General features: G+C 57.2%; 13 protein-coding genes and 2 pseudogenes. 12 read left to right on the top strand and 3 right to left on the bottom strand.

Annotation, left to right across the window (positions count from 1 at the left end; genetic code table 11):
* Positions 1 to 130: 130 nt before the first annotated feature.
* From QQL78_RS18465 to QQL78_RS18445, 5 genes and pseudogenes are all read left to right on the top strand, one after another.
* Positions 131 to 433 (top strand): annotated as a pseudogene (locus tag QQL78_RS18465) (zincin-like metallopeptidase domain-containing protein); the annotation flags it as partial.
* Positions 434 to 523: 90 nt separating this feature from the next.
* Positions 524 to 913 carry a DUF3768 domain-containing protein gene (locus tag QQL78_RS18460; RefSeq protein WP_284375915.1) on the top strand — a complete coding sequence of 130 codons (390 nt, stop codon included), beginning with the start codon at positions 524 to 526 and terminating at the stop codon, positions 911 to 913.
* A gap of 158 nt (positions 914 to 1,071) precedes the next feature.
* Complete coding sequence (locus QQL78_RS18455; RefSeq protein ID WP_284375913.1) at positions 1,072 to 3,054, top strand: ParB/RepB/Spo0J family partition protein; 1,983 nt, start codon at positions 1,072 to 1,074, stop codon at positions 3,052 to 3,054.
* A gap of 84 nt (positions 3,055 to 3,138) precedes the next feature.
* Complete coding sequence (locus QQL78_RS18450) at positions 3,139 to 3,732, top strand: regulator (RefSeq protein ID WP_284375912.1); 594 nt, start codon at positions 3,139 to 3,141, stop codon at positions 3,730 to 3,732.
* Positions 3,732 to 4,388 (top strand): DUF6927 domain-containing protein, encoded by a 657-nt coding sequence (locus tag QQL78_RS18445; protein ID WP_284375910.1) that lies wholly within the window; start codon positions 3,732 to 3,734, stop codon positions 4,386 to 4,388. Before QQL78_RS18450 ends, QQL78_RS18445 begins: the two co-directional genes overlap by 1 nt.
* Positions 4,389 to 4,543: 155 nt before the next feature.
* Here the strand turns inward: QQL78_RS18445 and QQL78_RS18440 are convergent, their stop codons facing one another.
* Together QQL78_RS18440 and QQL78_RS18435 are read right to left on the bottom strand one after the other, a co-directional pair.
* Positions 4,544 to 5,707: a M20 aminoacylase family protein gene (locus tag QQL78_RS18440; protein ID WP_284375908.1), complete on the bottom strand. Its 1,164-nt coding sequence runs from the start codon at positions 5,705 to 5,707 to the stop codon at positions 4,544 to 4,546.
* A 21-nt stretch (positions 5,708 to 5,728) separates the two neighbouring features.
* Positions 5,729 to 6,355 (bottom strand): GntR family transcriptional regulator, encoded by a 627-nt coding sequence (locus QQL78_RS18435; RefSeq protein ID WP_284375906.1) that lies wholly within the window; start codon positions 6,353 to 6,355, stop codon positions 5,729 to 5,731.
* 231 nt (positions 6,356 to 6,586) lie between these two features.
* On the opposite strand from QQL78_RS18435, the gene QQL78_RS18430 reads away from it, so the two are divergent.
* From QQL78_RS18430 to QQL78_RS18400, 7 genes and pseudogenes are all read left to right on the top strand, one after another.
* Positions 6,587 to 6,829, top strand: a complete 243-nt coding sequence (locus tag QQL78_RS18430; RefSeq protein ID WP_284375904.1) for a type II toxin-antitoxin system prevent-host-death family antitoxin — start codon at positions 6,587 to 6,589, stop codon at positions 6,827 to 6,829.
* A gap of 231 nt (positions 6,830 to 7,060) precedes the next feature.
* On the top strand, positions 7,061 to 7,285 hold the full coding sequence (locus QQL78_RS18425; protein ID WP_284375903.1) for an AbrB/MazE/SpoVT family DNA-binding domain-containing protein: 225 nt from the start codon (positions 7,061 to 7,063) through the stop codon (positions 7,283 to 7,285).
* The gene (locus tag QQL78_RS18420) at positions 7,282 to 7,665 is read left to right on the top strand and encodes a type II toxin-antitoxin system death-on-curing family toxin (RefSeq protein WP_284375901.1); all 384 of its coding nucleotides are present in this window, start codon (positions 7,282 to 7,284) and stop codon (positions 7,663 to 7,665) included. The genes QQL78_RS18425 and QQL78_RS18420 overlap by 4 nt, the downstream gene beginning before the upstream one ends.
* 114 nt (positions 7,666 to 7,779) lie before the next feature.
* Positions 7,780 to 12,045, top strand: coding sequence for a strawberry notch-like NTP hydrolase domain-containing protein (locus tag QQL78_RS18415; protein ID WP_284375899.1), 4,266 nt, complete (start codon positions 7,780 to 7,782; stop codon positions 12,043 to 12,045).
* 106 nt (positions 12,046 to 12,151) lie between these two features.
* Positions 12,152 to 12,343: pseudogene (locus QQL78_RS18410) on the top strand (hypothetical protein); the annotation flags it as partial.
* Between the two features lie 219 nt (positions 12,344 to 12,562).
* The gene (locus QQL78_RS18405; protein WP_284375897.1) at positions 12,563 to 13,291 is read left to right on the top strand and encodes a DUF736 family protein; all 729 of its coding nucleotides are present in this window, start codon (positions 12,563 to 12,565) and stop codon (positions 13,289 to 13,291) included.
* 813 nt (positions 13,292 to 14,104) lie between these two features.
* Complete coding sequence (locus QQL78_RS18400) at positions 14,105 to 15,481, top strand: hypothetical protein (protein ID WP_284375895.1); 1,377 nt, start codon at positions 14,105 to 14,107, stop codon at positions 15,479 to 15,481.
* 54 nt (positions 15,482 to 15,535) lie between these two features.
* On the opposite strand, the gene QQL78_RS18395 is transcribed toward QQL78_RS18400, so the two are convergent.
* Positions 15,536 to 15,817, bottom strand: coding sequence for a hypothetical protein (locus QQL78_RS18395; protein ID WP_284375894.1), 282 nt, complete (start codon positions 15,815 to 15,817; stop codon positions 15,536 to 15,538).
* Positions 15,818 to 15,855 lie beyond the last annotated feature (38 nt).

The raw sequence follows: 15,855 nt of genomic DNA, 5'->3' as shown, positions 1-15,855 counted from the left end.
CATTCCTCGAAGCGCTCTGAATTATGCCGATATGCTGCGCCGATCTAACCGCAACGCAACAGGTTGTAAGGGTCGGCGCGGCATAAACCGGAGCGCGGCATTATGACCCTTATGCCGACATCGGCATAACGCCCATGCCACAAAAGCGCCCCATCGCCTGCACCGAGACTACGGTCTGAGCCGCTTTGGCAACACAGCCTATTCCCGTGAAGAGATTGTCGCAGAACTGACGTCCTGCTTTCTTGGGCAGGAGCTTGGGTTCACCGCGCATACGCTCGAGCTGAACGCCTCCTACTTGTACCACTGGTTACGTGTGCTGCGCTCGGACAAGACGGCGATTTTCAGACACGCTGCCGATGCCCAGAAGGCCTGCGATTATCTGATCGCAAGGTCGGAGGCGGGCAGGGCGGGGGCTACCGATCAGGCGGCATGAGAAGTTTGGTGCTGTCGCATGCGGCGGCTCTCAAAGAGAGAAAGCAAGCTTTGGGTTTTGTGTTTTTAATTTACTCGAAAGGACAGACCCATGACCACTTCCGCACTCCCTCAAACCGAAGGCCCCGACATCGCAACAATCGCGGCGCAGAATGATGCTTTCCGTAAACTCGCCTGCCTTGGCATTGCACCGGATCAGCCGATTGCGGGCCGCATGCATGTCACACGGTCTCTTGTGGAGGCCGAGGATGGCTTCATGGCTGAGGCGGTCAAAGCAACAGGTGCGTTCGACGTCTTTGAACCCGAGAATGATCCTGACGGCTGCCACGACTTTGGCGCGGTAGGTATCCGAGGGCAAAAGGTCTTCTGGAAAATCGATCTTTATGAGGCGGATAGCGATTTTCGATATGGTGCTGAGACCCCAGACAATCCCGCAACCACCGTGCGCGTGCTGACCATCATGATGGCGTCTGATTGGTAGGTCAGGGGGCCTAACCTCACAAACGAAGCACAATCTGAAGGCTCGCTGACCCCTACAAAGGGAAAGCGGGCCTTTTGTCATTTGATCCTCAAATCCGGGGATTGGTCAGGCCGTTCCGAGTGTTCGGGGCGGCGCAAACATCTCAATAAGGACATCACATGACAAATGCACTCAAATCCGTTTCCGTCGCCATTGGCGATCTTGTCGCCCACCCCGCCAATGTGCGCAGCAAGTCACCGGAGGAATATGCCTCCGACAATATTTCCAACCTCAAAGCCAGCATCGGCGTTCTGGGCATCATCCAACCGCTGCTTGTGCAAAAGATCGATGGCAAGTTCGGCGTATTGGCAGGTGGTCGACGTCGCGCTGCCTTGAACGAATTGGTCGCTGATAAGGCCGCCAAGGGCTTCACCATCAAAACCAAGATCGAATGCCGCTTGGTGCCGGACAACTGTGATGTAACCACGGCCCTATCGTTGGCCGAGAACATCACGCAGGCACCGATGAACGCTATCGACGAGTTCGAGGCGTTTGCGCGCATGATGGAGGTTGATGGCCAATCGCCGGACACCATCGCCAAGACCTTCGGGACAACAATCGCCGCCGTCAAAGGCCGTTTGCGTTATGGTTTAATCCACCCAGATATTCGCGCTGCGGCGCGCGCCAAGACGATCACGCTCGATACAATGAAGGCCTTTGCGGACCATCCAAGCCAGGCCGTGCAGCTTGAGGTGTATGAGGCACTGACAGGCGATGACAGCTATGTGCAGGCCTATATGGTGCGTCAGGCGCTCAAAACCCGCGGTGTGCAGGTGAGCGACGATATCGGGGCCTTCGTGCGCGAGGACTATGAGGCGCGGGGTGGTCCCATCGCTGCTGATCTGCTCGAGGAGCATTCGGTGTTGGAAGACATCGCGCTGGTCGAGGTGATCATGGTCGAGAAACTCACCGCCGCCGCCGAAGAGGCACGGGCCCAAATGGGGTTTGCATGGGCCGAGGCGTTGGTGCGCTACGATTATGCAACGATGGCAGAATATGGTCGCGTCTATCCGGGACTGATCGAGCCTGATGCCACTGGTCAAAAGCGCGTGGATGCAATCACCGATGAGCTGGAGAAACTGCAACTTGAAATGGAGGACGAAACCCTCGAGACGGATGCCTACAATGCCCTCTACGATCGCGTGGATGCGCTCGAGGAAGAAGCGCGGGATCTGCAAGAGGCCTACAGTGCAGACGATCTTGCGCAGGGTGGTGTCATCGCATCCTGGTCAAACGGCAAAATTACGCTGCATGTCGGCTTGGTACGGCCAGAGGACAAGCCTGAGGCGACATCGCAGACGACCAGCGCCAGTGGCACGTCTGGCGACGCAGAAGGGCAGGGCGCAGACGCAATCGTCTATCCCGCCTCGCTGACCCAAGACCTCAAGACCGAACGGGCAATGGCGCTCGGGGCTGCCATGACCCTGCATCCCGAAGCCACGCTCGATCTGACATTGTTCAAGCTGGTCACGGATGTGCTTGGTGGCATGAGCGCAACCCACGGCATCAAGGTCGAGGCCCGCAAGGAATACCGCAGCCACGCCAAGATGGATGAGATCGATGGCACATCGCTGGAACAGGTGGCCGAGGCGCATGACGCGCTCGATCTGTCCTGGGCGGACGAGGCGAAGTCTCCGGCAGATCAGTTTGCGTCGTTCCGCGCACTTGAAGCTGGCGAGAAAGCCAAACTGGTCGCCTATGCCACGGCCAGCACGACGCAGTCCTGTTTGGCGCGCAGCGTTCAGAGCGACAGCCTGATGCACGACTTCGAGATCGAGGTCATGCCTGACATTCGCGCGCATTGGACGCCGAACGCGGCGCTGTTCAACCGGTTCAAGAAGGCGTGGCTGCTCAAAATCCTTGGCGAAGAGCTCGGCCTCGCGCAGGAGGCGGTCACACTGGCCTCCATGAGCAAGAAAGAGATCGTTGCCTTTTGTGACAAGCTTTTCGCCGAGCCATTTGCAACGCTGACAGAGGCACAACACGCGGCCGTTGCCGCATGGTGTCCGCCGATGATGCAAACGACCGGTGGCGTTAGTTTGGTTGTGGATGCAGAGGAAGACGCCGCTCAAACCGAGACTGTTCAAGCGAAAGCCGCCTGATCCTTTGAGGAGACCCGCGCTTGGAAACATCAGGCGCGAGTCACATTCCGAAAACCCCGTTGAAACATCAAGAAAGACATCCCCATGGCTATTCTCAAGTTCACCGCGTCCGCTGTTGCGGCGCAAATCACGCACGCGCGCTCGTGTTCAACCTTCCTGCCCAATTGGAACGGGCCAATCGACAAGCCGGCCCTGATCCTCATCGTTGGCAACGGCGTGCATCTGCGCTCCAACGGTATCGATGGCTCTACCACGCGTATTGTCACCACCGAGCAGTCCGATCCCAGCTTGGCCTTTGCGAACGGCATCAATCCATTTCGGGACAGCGATTGGATGGCACGGCGTCAAATGGCGTTCCGCGATCTGACCGGGCAGTTCTACACAGACTTCCTTGACGATGTGCAGACACTTATTGATCGCGGGCAGGGGGCCATTCGACTGGCCACCGATGGTCATTCCATCCGCGTCTTTGTGCGCCGCGCGTCGGATTTTTTGATTGGTGGCACCTATGAGGTGCCTTCGGGTCTTGGCGGAACATTCCGAGTGGTCTTGAAGGACGCCTGCGACACCTTTGCCATAGTGCAGAACTGCGGCAACTGTGCGGACTTCGACGCCATGCAGCCGTATCGCGTGCCGCTTGATGCGCTGAAGGAACTTGAAGACCGGAGGGCAGCGTAGTGGGCTGGTTGTTTTACACCGACCGGCGGATTCAGACCTACGCCGATGAGAAGGCAGAGATCACGCGTCTCTGCACCTTCGAGACAGATACGCGCCGCACGACACTGGTCAAAGTCAGCAAGGTTGGCTTGACGTGGTATGCGGCAGCAAAGGTTGAGAGCATTGATCAGGTGCCTTTGGAGGATCGAACATATGTGATCGACAAAGATGGGTCGTTCACCTTCGGTGCGGTGTTTCTGACGCGGTATGACGACGGGTGCTGGGGCTACAAAGACATGGAAGAAAGCGCTGGTCCGGGCGAATCCCGCGCGCCGCTGAGCCTTCTTAATCTCCTGTCCGAGTTGAAAGACCCCGGCAGCTATGCCCACGCCTGGCGGCAACGCTGTCGGGACTGGGCCGCGATCCCAGACTACGCTGAGGGCGACAAGGTCAAGCTCGCATCCCCTTTGACGCTCAGCGATGGCAGCACCTGCCAGATCGTCACAGCAACCCATTACAGGCGCGGGCGTCAAAAACGGCGCTGCTACCGCATCGAGGAAACCGGCAGTCTTGTGCGGCTCTCAAAGGCATCACTGGCGGGATCGGAGCTCATCAGTCGCGAAATAGCTGAGGGCAGTGCGGTGTTGGCAGAGTTTTTTGCCAGCCATAACGTATAGTCACGAAGTCAGGTTGGCCCGTGACCGTTTGAAGCGGACGTTAAGCTCCTCTACGTCACAGTCCGCAACGCGGGAAAAGCGAGCCTTCGCATCGGATACATGAAGGTCCGCTTTTTTATTGGTGAACTTACTTACACCGCATCACCGCTGCTGGCTCATCTGCTTTGCACCACTTCTGCAAACCAAGATGCGCCGTAGGGCAAAGCCTCGTCGTTAAAGTCGAACCAAGCACTGTGCAGGATACACGCGTCTTCGTCAGAACCATTCCCGATCCAACCATAACATCCCGGACGATCTTCCAACATGAACGCGAAATCTTCAACGATCATAGTTTGTGGCGGTGCCGCATTTACTGTGTCGAACACTTTACCTGCTGATGCCAATGCTCGATCAGCGGCACCGTGATCGTTTACCAGCGTTGGATACTGGCGTTCGTAACGTACCGTCGCTTCTGCGCCAGTCATTTTGCAAACGCCCTCTACAATAGTCCGTAAAGAAGGCTCGGCCTGCGCTCGCGCTTCTGGATGGAACGCCCGAACTGTTCCGCGCAAGACGACTTCGTTAGGCAAAACATTATACGCGTCGCCCCCGTGTATCTGTGTTGTCGAAACAACGATGGCATGCAGCGGGTCAGTCTGGCGTGATGCAATCTGTTGCAGTGCGACAGTGATTTGTGCGGCTGTCAGAACGGTATCGGCACCTCTCTGGGGTTGTGCCGCGTGCATGCCTTTGGATCGGATCGTAATTTCATACCCGTCGCCTGATGCCATCATGGGGCCGCCTTTGGCCGCAAATGTGCCAATCGCCATGCCGGGCCAGTTGTGCATTCCATAAATTTCGTCGCAAGGGAATTTCTCAAACAAGCCCTCGCGCATCATCCGCGCGGCTCCGCCGTCTTCACCACCCATTTCTTCGGCAGGTTGAAAGATGAAAACAACTTTTCCGGCAAAGGCACGATCTTGCGCCAGATGCCGCGCAGCCCCAAGCAACATCGTCGTGTGTCCATCGTGACCACAGGCGTGCATCACACCAACATTGACGGACCGGTACGGCGTGTTGTTTTTCTCTTCTATTGCCAGCGCATCCATATCAGCACGAAGGCCGATTGTCGGACCATCGCCCTTTGCTCCGACGAGCACCCCAACGACGCCCGTTCCGCCAACGCCTGTTGTTACTTCGATGCCAAAAGACTTCAGTTTTTCAGCAACAAAGGCCGCCGTTTCATGTTCTTGATAGGACAGTTCGGGATTTGCATGAAGGTGACGACGCCATGCGGTCATGTCTTCGGCAAAGGCGGCAATTGAATTTAAAACGGGCATGATATGGTCCTTAGATAAATTTTACGACTTTAGCACGGCAAGCGTGTCGTCTCGGGCTGAGACGAGATGGGCCGTCAATATGTTTTGAGCATTTTCAAGTTTTCCTGTTCGGCAAGCCGCCAGCAAAGCATGGTGTTCAGCGTCGGATTGATCCGAGCGTGTGCCGATGGAAAGGGCGATAATTTCTGACCGCACCCCTCGTTTGGTAAGGCCAGAAATTGTATTCAACAGCAGATCTCTTTCACATGGCGCGTAAAGCGCCATGTGAAACGCCGCGTTTTCCTGGCCAAGCAAAAGCGCATCGGTTGTCTGTTCAGCACGATCGAGTGCCATTTCTGCCTCGGCCCAAACACGTTTGTCGTGACTTTGAAACGCTGCCGCTAACGCGATCTGTTCCAAGGCTAGTCGCATATCGAACAGGTCTCGAACATCGGTAGCAAGAATAGGTGCCGCACGCGCTCCGCGATTCGCGTCGTAAGTGACAAGCCCCTCACCCGCGAGCTGATGAAGCGCTTGCCGCACGGGTGTGCGTGACACCGCGAGTTCTTCCGCGATCAAATCTTGCCGGATCGGCTGATCAGGAGATATTGCACCATCTAAGATTTGGGTACGTAGATGGTCGACAACTGTATTGGATGAGTTTTTCATAATTGTATCCAATATACAAAATTGGGTACAGTCAACTCTTTTGCAGATTTAGATTTCTACTTTGGGAAAAGCAGCCATTTGTAAATTGTGCAGCATTTGATGGTTTGGGCTCTTTCGGCACCTTAGCTGCGATCTGCGCGAAGGTCCGTTAAGCGGGCAGGCGAGTGCTTCATTCAGAACATTATGAATATCCGTATATTCTGAATCATACAGGTAGTGAGGAGTCCCAAAATGAGACAGTTTGCAGTGGATGATCTGATCCGGAACACAGGGGATCTCTTCGAGGCAGCGACCGTCGTCCCGGTTGCCATCACTAAGCATCGCAAGTCATGCTTTTGGGTCATGTCGATGGAGCGGTTTCAGGCTCTCACGATTGGCCGCAGATCGCAGGTGGCACTTGATGTGACCGATATACCCGAGGATCTGGGCAATCTCCTGGACAACGGTATCGCGGATCATTTCCGTGGCCGCTGACACTGAGGTTTATGAAGCCTGGTTTCGTTCCAGGGTCCAAGAGGCGCTGGATGATCTGAGTCCTGCAAGATCTCAGGAGCAGGTGATGCGGCGCGTTCAGGTGCTCATTGATGAAAAGCGCCGCATTCGGTCTTGATCGGATCGCTGGCTTGTTGACGGGTACCAAACACCCAAAACTTGACAAAATGGTCACTTGGGGTATATACATTCGTATACACGAGAGGGTAGGCTATGATTGAATCCAAAATCCGTAAAGTCGGCAACTCTGCTGTCATGACGCTGAGCACCGAAATGCTTGCGCTGCTTGATGCCAAGGAAGGCGACACGCTCTATGCAGTGCGCACTGATGACGGCGGGCTGAAGCTGATGACTGAAGATCCCGAACTGCAGGCAGCACTTGCCGCAGCGGAGACAGTCATGGATGAGAACCGCGACCTGCTTCAGGCGCTTGCATGACCCAATGGGTCTGGGTGCCGCTGCCTGCCTTGTATGTTGTTCATGATCGACAGATCGCCCGCCACGGAGGTGCGTCGGGCACCCGCGATCCAGCGCTTTTGGAAGCTGCCTGTGCCCGGCCCTTGAATCAGGCCGGGTATGGCGATCCGGATGCCTATGCGCTCGCTGCGGCTTACGCATTTGGCATCGCCAAGGCCCATGCCTTTGTCGACGGAAACAAGCGCACCGCCTTCGTGGCCGCGTTCACGTTTCTACGGCTTAACGGCATTGCGATACGTCCTGATCCCGGAGTGGGTGTTCGGATGATGGAAGACCTGGCATCAGACGGGGTTAGTGAGCAAGGATTTGCAGAGTGGCTGCGGTCGCTTAACGCCGGGTGAGCCTGAGCTTTCCCTGACCATTCCAAATTTCTAGCTTTAGCGCCCTTTGTGACCTTGAAAGAGGAAAGGTGGCTTTTTGTTCTGTGAATTTCATTTTCACAAAGGACAGAAACCATGGCCCATGCCAACCAGAAGCACTCCAATCAATCCCGATCTAACGCTCAGCTTAAATCAGCCCTGTCGCTGATCGCCGCCGAGATCGCGCGCGGTCCTCTGCGCAGCTCCTCTCTCTCGAAGATCATGCGCGACACCATTGGCGGCAGCGATGCCAGCGGTGCATGGAATTGGCGTATGGCCTACGACATGATGCAGGCTGCTGCTGTTCAGACAATTCTCTTGAATGCGAGCGGGTCAGGCCCACTTGGTGCTGCCAAGAACCTCGCGATGCGGCTCTTGACAGAAACACGGCGTTCCGAGCAACAGATCCGCCTGCAACAGTTCTCGACCCCGCTGCCTTACGCGGCCCTCGCCGTGCGCGCGGCGGCGATCCGCAGTGGTGAGACGGTGTTGGAACCCTCTGCGGGAACCGGCTCATTGGCAGGCTTTGCCAAGCGGGCAGGGGCCAAGCTCATGCTCAACGAAGTCGATCCATTTCGCCAGCGGCTGCTGGATGTGGTGTTCGACGCGCAGGCGATGGGACATGACGCCGAACATATCGATGATCTGCTGATATCAACAACCGCCCCCAGCGTTATCGTGATGAACCCGCCGTTTGCGTCCTCGGTCGATCGCTCCCGCGATAAGCACATCGCCGCCAAACATCTCATCGGGGCCGCGAAACGGTTGGCACCCGGCGGACGCCTCGTCGCGATCATGCCGATGGGCTTCACCCCCGAACGGGATGCTGCACATTGGGTGCGGGCACTGAGCCTTCTCACACCGCGGTTAGCATTGACCATCCCGGGCCATGTCTACCGCAAGCTCGGCACCAGCGTGGATACGCAATTGATGGTTTTTGATAAGGTCGACGAGGCCAGCGAGATGATCCGCACCTCCGTGGACGATCTCGCAGCATCAGTCAGCGTTGTCGACCAGATCGCCGCAACACGGTCGATTGTAGCGTCTGTGACGGCGGCGCGCTCGTTGCATATCGGGCGCCCCCTGATGGGATCCGCGCCTCACAAGGTGCGCAAACTTGACGCATCAAACGCATCTGCTGCCAAAACACCTAAACACGCAGCGACACCGCTGTCGTTCGCCACGCTCGAGACGCCGCGCGAAAACACCCCCATATCCGAGATCTATGCCCGCTATCGCCCACAGCGGATCGACATTGCGGGTGCACAGGAACACCCGACGCCGTTGGTTGAGAGCATTGCGATGGCCTCGGTCGCACCACCCGTGCCGTCCTTGCAATCCGCCGAGGGGTTGCGCTTGCCAAACCGCTTGATCGCAGAGGGCCATCTCTCTGAGGCCCAACTTGAAACCATCATCATGGCCAACGATGCCCATGCGCGGGATTTGCCCGGCAAGTTCACCATCGATGACGACCAGACCAAGATGCTGCGCTGTGATGAGGATGCGAAGGCACGTGCCTACCGCTTGGGGTATTTCCTCGGGGACGGCACCGGCTGCGGTAAGGGACGCGAGTGCGCTGGCCTTATTCTGGTTAATTGGCTTTCCGGGCGGCGCAAGGCCGTTTGGGTGTCAAAATCCGCAACCCTGATTGAAGACGCCTTGCGCGACTGGACGGATCTCGGTGGCTCGCCCGCAGATATCCAGCCACTCTCGAAATGGAAGCCCGACCAGCACGTCACCATGGGCGACGGCATTCTGTTCGTGACTTATGCAACACTGCGCTCCGCCGGTAAATGCGGCACCACGCGCCTGAACCAGCTGCTTGCGTGGATGGGTGACGACTTCGACGGTGTGCTCGCTTTTGACGAGGCCCACGCGATGCAAAATGCGGCTGGATCGGAGCAGGGCAGGGGGGCAAAACCGTCCCAACAGGGTCTTGCGGGTCTGCGCCTGCAACTCGCCACTCCGCGCGCCCGCGTCTTCTACGTCTCGGCGACGGGGGCCACATCTGTCCACAACCTTGCTTATGCATCTAGGCTCGGGCTCTGGGGCCAAGGACCGGAATATCCGTTCCCCAGCCGCGAGAGCTTCGTCTCAGCGATGGAGGCGGGCGGTGTGGCGGCAATGGAGGTGGTGGCCCGCGATCTCAAAACACTCGGATTCTACACCGCACGTGCGCTGAGCTTTGACGGGGTCGAATACGATGTGCTGGAACATGCACTGACGCCTGCCCAAACGGAGATCTATGATGCCTATGCGGGCGCGTTCCGCACCATCCATCACAACTTAGAGGCCGCACTGACCGCGGCAGGCGTCAATGATGCCTCGGGAGAGACAAATGCTTCAGCTGCAAAGGCCTCCGCCAAGTCGCGGTTCGAGAGCACAAAGCAGCGCTTCTTCAATCATCTGTTGATGGGCATGAAAGCCCCGTCGATTGTCAGCGCCATTCAGCAGGACCTATCCGACGGTTATGCCTGTGTTATCCAAGTGGTCTCAACGGGCGAAAGCCTCTTGAAACGGCGCTTGGAGGTCATGGACCCCGATGACGAACTGGTCGAGGGGGCATTGACGCCGCGCGACTATGTGCTCGGCTACCTCGAACAGGCCTTTCCAATCCACACCCAGAAGCTTGTCGAGATTGATGGCAATGTCGTCGCAGAGCCGCTGCGGGATGAAACAGGGTCCTTGGTCGTCTCTCGCGAAGCCTTAGCATTGCGGGACGAAGCGATGATGGACCTGATGGCGCTGGCCCCGATCCCCGCGGCACTGGATCAAATCCTCTGGGCGTTCGGGGATGAGGCCGTGGCAGAAGTCACGGGTCGGTCCATCCGCCCGCTCAAATCCAGCGACGGCGCGCTCTTCATCGAAAAGCGCGCTGCGAGCAGCAATTCGTCCGAGACGCAGGCGTTTATGGATGGGGAGAAAAACATCCTGATCTTCTCGGATGCGGGAGGCACGGGGCGATCCTATCATGCGGCGCAAACAGCGAAAAACCAGAAGCGGCGTCGCCATTACCTGCTGGAACCCGGCTGGCGTGCGGATGCAGCCATTCAGGGACTTGGGCGCACGCATCGCTCGGCGCAGGTCAGCGCGCCGTACTTTCGGGTCTGCACCTCGGACGTGCACGGTGAAAAACGCTTCACCTCAACAATCAGCAAACGGCTTGATCAGCTTGGCGCGCTCACCAAAGGCCAACGCGAGACAGGCTCGCAAGGCATGTTTCGCGAGGAGGACAATCTTGAAAGCCCTATCGCGCGGTCCGCGCTGCGTGGATACTACGCCGATCTTGCCGCGGGGCGTGCGGAGGCGATGGGCTATGAGACCTTTACCGACTGGACGGCATTGCGGCTGATCGACAAGGACGGCATGCTGTTAGAAGAGCTGCCGCCGATCCAGCGGTTTCTCAACCGTGTGCTGGCGCTACCGATCCATATGCAGAACGCGCTCTTCGCAGAGTTCATGCAGCGCATCGCCGATCAGACCGAACGCGCCCGCGAGGCTGGTACACTTGATCTCGGGGTGGAGACGCTGCGGGGCGAGACGATCAAGCAGGTCTCAGTAGAAGATCTATGGACCTGCCCGCAATCCGGGGCTGTGACACGTATCATTGGATTGGAGGTGACGGATCCAGTTCATATAGCGACCGCCGATGATGCCCTTCGCAATAACTTCGACAAAATCCCTATGGTCAATCGCGCTTCGGGCCGGGTTGGGCTGATCTCGAAACGCCCGATGCAGATGTATGACGAAGATATCGTAACCCTGATGCGCAAGGTTGTGCGGCCAACTGGCAAATCCTACCTCGAGGAGGGGAAATTCGAAGCCTCGGCTTGGGAGGCGGTCGAGCAACCAGAGTTCATCCGGCTTTGGGACGAGGAGGCCGACAGCCTGCCTAAAACCACCACGACAAAGCTCTACCTGCTCACGGGTCTGTTGCTTCCGATCTGGAAGACCATTCCGACCAGCAACGAGCGTATCTATCGCGTCACGCCCGAGGGCTTTGCGAGCATGATTGGCCGCACACTGAGCGAGGAGGGGGCCGCAGCCCTTCGGGCGCGGTTCATGAAAGGGATTCCCGAAACACCGGGTGAAATGCTGACAGCTGCCCTTGGCACGACAGCACCCGTCGATCTGGGGCGCGGCCTGACGCTGACGCGCCGCCGCGTTGCGGGTGATGTGCGCTTGGAGATTGGTGGCGCTGACAAGGGCACGATCGATGGTCTCAAAGCCCTCGGGTGTTTTACAGAAATCATCGCCTTCCAGCTGCGGGTCTTTGTCCCGAACGGGGCGGGTGTCGATGCGGCGGCAATACTCGCCCGCATCGTTGGCGATGGGCACCCAAGTATCCGCAGCGCAGCCTGATCAGCGTTGCGGGCGACAGTAGCACTTCCACCAAATGCAGAGACCGCGTGCCCGCCCATATTGGCGGGTGCGCGGCCGATATTAGTAAATCCAGATGGAGAGACATATGAACATCGCGGAAATCAAAACAGCTGTGGACGCAGGGACCTCCGTTCACTGGTCAAACGAGGGATATGTGGTTCGCAAGGATTCTCTGGGCCAGTATCTCATCGTCTTTGAGCACAACGGCAGTGCCATTGGCCTGACTGACCGTAGTGGGGGCCGTCTAAATGGTCAGGAAGAGGAGTTCTTCCTTGCCGATCGTGATGTCTGAAACATCCCATTTGACCATTGGGCAAAGAATGGGTCGCGCTGGTGTTGTGGCGACGTGCGTCCATTTAGGGCTTTGCACTGTTTGAGAGGTCGGGAGAAAGTTGAAAGCAGGCTTTCTGTTTTGTGATCCCACAAGGGGTCGAAAAGCAATCTCGGATGGTCTGGCAAGATGTCGGGCCCCGATAACCCAAGAAGGATAAGACCCATGTTCGCAGGAAACCTCACGAAAAACGCCGACACCGCAGCCGCTGTCTTCACCGGCACAATCCACAACACCAAGTTCGACATCGCGATCCAGTTGGAAACCCGCGCAAAGATGTCAGAGCGCAGCCCGGACTATGACGTCACGGCGGTCAATAAATCAGGCCGCAAGGTGCGTATTGGCACAGCCTGGAACGAGATCGGAAACACAAGCGGTAATCCCTACATCTCGATGCAGCTGGATGTTGGCCTTGGGCCATTCCGCGTCAATGCCGTGCAGACGCAGGAAGCGCGTAAAGCCAAGAGTGAAGACTTCGAGATCATCCCGCTGGTCTCGAACGGAGCGATGAAGTCTGGCTCAATCTCGGGCGAGCTGACGGCGATGGATGCTGACAACGCCTTCGCAGGATACATCGCCAACATGATGTTCGATCTGGATTTCATGCTCATCGAGAATGGCTACAAGACCGAGGAAACCCATCCCGATTACCGGATCGAGGTCAGCTCGCCGAAGGGCAAAGCGATCCGCGTCGGTTCCGCTTGGATGGCGAAGAGCACTCGGACCGGCAACGATTATCTGTCGTTGCTGATCAACACGCCTGACGGTGATTTGCGTGTCAATGCCGTGCAGAACGAGGAGCAGCGTGGCGGGCAGACGTTCTCGATCATTCCGTTCGTGCATAGCGGAGATCAGCAGCCGGACGCCAGCGGTGGATTGGCGCTGGTTGCTTGATTGAAGCGAAACCATCGACTGACAGGACAGGGGAGCCGCGGCAACGCGGTTCCCCTTTTTTGTTTGTATGATCGAGAGACACCTGCGCTTTCCTAGGCGTTTAGGTGCGGCCCAAACCGGAAATAGAAGACTTGCGCAGCAAAAGTCTCGAAAGAGTTCTCTTTCCCAAATGCCGTCCCGCAGCATTTAGCTTGAGCAGAAAATTCAGCTTGTTGCGATTAGCCCAAACCGGACTTCGATCCGACTTTTGAGTTTCTGCGGTGCGGCCCGTCAGAGCTGCCATTCGCTGCATCTGCATGCCTGTTCGATCTCATAGGCTGGCCCTGCGACACGACGGACCCACTTGTTCGGTTTATCCCCGAAGATCAGGAGATGCTGGGCGGTACGATGATCGCTCATGGCGTGGACGATCCTGAATTGGCATGCGGGTCTGCAACACACTGCGATCGTTTTCTGATTGACTGACCGGCGGCGCTCTCGGCTCTGGAGCACTCCTTTTGCTAGTCCTCATCAGCAGACTGGATCCAAAGTAGCACAACACAGACCACGACATCCCAGTCCACAGGGCTAGTTGCGTCGTGAACGTAAAATGCGTAAACTTCACCCAGCTCATGTGGGACTGGCGCGCTGCTTAGGCAGGTCGGCGCAGTAGGTGGCAACCAACCCAGCGAACCTGATCCGGGCCCATTGGATCTTGGTTTGCCGAGCATCTAGATATCTTCAGTTTGCTCAATCAGCCGCGTGCTTTTTGACTCCTGCCATAGGGCCCACGGCTTAAACTGGATTCAAATGCGCGTGAGAGGGATGAGCAAAATGAACATACCTGAAAAAACCGAACCAGCCGGAACACTACCAATCAATCTCGATCACCTGTCGAAGGGTGTTGATCGCATATTGCAACGGTGGGTTGGCGACGATCGCCCCACCAAACTGACCCTTCTGAACGATATTGCGGCCGCGTTAAGCCCAGGATCGAACTGGGGCGCGTTGCGGGCAAGACAGTCCGGACACCAGACCGTCCTCTCTGAGAGCAATGCGAGATTGATCCCGCCGATGGATCGGTCCGCTCCTGAACATCCTGCGCGGCTTGCCGAGATTAAACGCGACGAGAGCAGGATGGAGCTGATCGACCTGACAACGGAAATCCGCCCCTTGTTTGGCATGCGCTATGCTGGCGATCCGATCATCGGGCTGCAGCTGAACGTTACAGAGGGTAATGGTTATAGCGAGGCATCGATTTACGCCAAATTCATCCTGAGCCGGGACGGGGAGCTGAACGTTCAAAGGGTCTATGCGCCTGATCTCGACCCACATGTGGCGCAGCTTGTCTACAACGCTATCCAAAATCTCGATTCCGTCGATCTCTACCCCACATTGGCCCAGGGGGCTTGTCCCTCCCTTTGCATCCTGCTTGGGCCCTTCGACGGCGTGGTATCGATCCCCGAACATTACAGCCGAGGTTCTGATGATAGTTTCAAGTCCCAGGGTGCACGTGTGCTGTTGGATGAGGGAGAAACCCCGTCGATCACGGATGTCGATTTGGCGCTACGGTTGGCGTCTGCCACAGTCCCTCACCTGGGTCTGAAACAGTTCGAAGATGCGGGGGCCATCCGGTTCAAACTGTCTCAGCCGCTCATGGAAATCTGGGAACTTGAGGATTTTACGGTGCCGGAACGCCTAGATGACCGGCCTATGTTCTGGATACCGAAGGGCCAGTATTGGGCGCATCATGACAAGTACCTGGTCGATCACAACATCTGGACGATGAGCACTTTGGGCGAGCCCCTGGATTTGGCTTTGGCATTGGTAGACATCGATGACCCAGATGTCTTTCTGCACGTGTCGCTCACACCGATGCCAAAGCGTTCCCGAAAATCAGGCGCTCTTGAAGAGAACTGGCGCGGCGGCTTCCACAGAGACTTTCAAGTTCTGCGCCTCCGCGAGGGGGAGCCAGTGAAAAAGCTGTCGCTGCATGGTGATATCAAAGCGCGATTCGAAACGGGGTTTTTGGGGTGGGCGATTCACGAAGGCCACGAGGTTGTGGAGGATGTGTCACGTACCAAGATCCGAGCGCTCATTCCCCGCGATGTGAGGCGGGCTTCTCAACATCTTCGGCAGGTCGAGGCCATTATGGATGGCGTCGACCCAAAGGACCGGGACTTTCTCAAGCGCATTCGAGACGGCAAGTAGGGCGTCGTTGCCCAAAGCGATTGGACTGCGTTCGACCGGTGACTAGTCCTTTGACTACTGAAGGACGATGCTTTCGCCGAGTGCAAACTCCGCCAGAGCGGGGTATCGGGAGAACACACCTTGCTCCGAGCCGGCGAGGGCCGCGAGTCTTGATCTGGCCTCAGCGACGGAGGCCGGGTCATCCGGGTCCAGCGTTCGAAACACAGCCAGCACCGGCATAGCCACTTCCACCGTGGTGGCCATTGTCCCACGCTCGCTAAATTCGGTGTTGAAAGACCCGTTGCCGATGTCATCGACCAAAGCGAAGGCGTCTCTGCAAATGTCGGCATAGTTCATGATCGAGTGGGTCCTTTTCTGACAGAGCTATGGATCGG

This window comes from Sulfitobacter pacificus, from assembly GCF_030159975.1.
Taxonomy (GTDB): domain Bacteria; phylum Pseudomonadota; class Alphaproteobacteria; order Rhodobacterales; family Rhodobacteraceae; genus Sulfitobacter; species Sulfitobacter pacificus.
This window is presented reverse-complemented; position numbering and strand designations above follow the sequence as displayed.

Coding starts and splice junctions, on each gene's coding strand:
- QQL78_RS18460 (WP_284375915.1), top strand. CDS start 524: ATGACCACTTCCGCACTCCCTCAAACCGAAGGCCCCGACATCGCAACA.
- QQL78_RS18455 (WP_284375913.1), top strand. CDS start 1,072: ATGACAAATGCACTCAAATCCGTTTCCGTCGCCATTGGCGATCTTGTC.
- QQL78_RS18450 (WP_284375912.1), top strand. CDS start 3,139: ATGGCTATTCTCAAGTTCACCGCGTCCGCTGTTGCGGCGCAAATCACG.
- QQL78_RS18440 (WP_284375908.1), bottom strand. CDS start 5,707: ATGCCCGTTTTAAATTCAATTGCCGCCTTTGCCGAAGACATGACCGCA.
- QQL78_RS18435 (WP_284375906.1), bottom strand. CDS start 6,355: ATGAAAAACTCATCCAATACAGTTGTCGACCATCTACGTACCCAAATC.
- QQL78_RS18430 (WP_284375904.1), top strand. CDS start 6,587: ATGAGACAGTTTGCAGTGGATGATCTGATCCGGAACACAGGGGATCTC.
- QQL78_RS18425 (WP_284375903.1), top strand. CDS start 7,061: ATGATTGAATCCAAAATCCGTAAAGTCGGCAACTCTGCTGTCATGACG.
- QQL78_RS18420 (WP_284375901.1), top strand. CDS start 7,282: ATGACCCAATGGGTCTGGGTGCCGCTGCCTGCCTTGTATGTTGTTCAT.
- QQL78_RS18415 (WP_284375899.1), top strand. CDS start 7,780: ATGGCCCATGCCAACCAGAAGCACTCCAATCAATCCCGATCTAACGCT.
- QQL78_RS18405 (WP_284375897.1), top strand. CDS start 12,563: ATGTTCGCAGGAAACCTCACGAAAAACGCCGACACCGCAGCCGCTGTC.
- QQL78_RS18400 (WP_284375895.1), top strand. CDS start 14,105: ATGAACATACCTGAAAAAACCGAACCAGCCGGAACACTACCAATCAAT.
- QQL78_RS18395 (WP_284375894.1), bottom strand. CDS start 15,817: ATGAACTATGCCGACATTTGCAGAGACGCCTTCGCTTTGGTCGATGAC.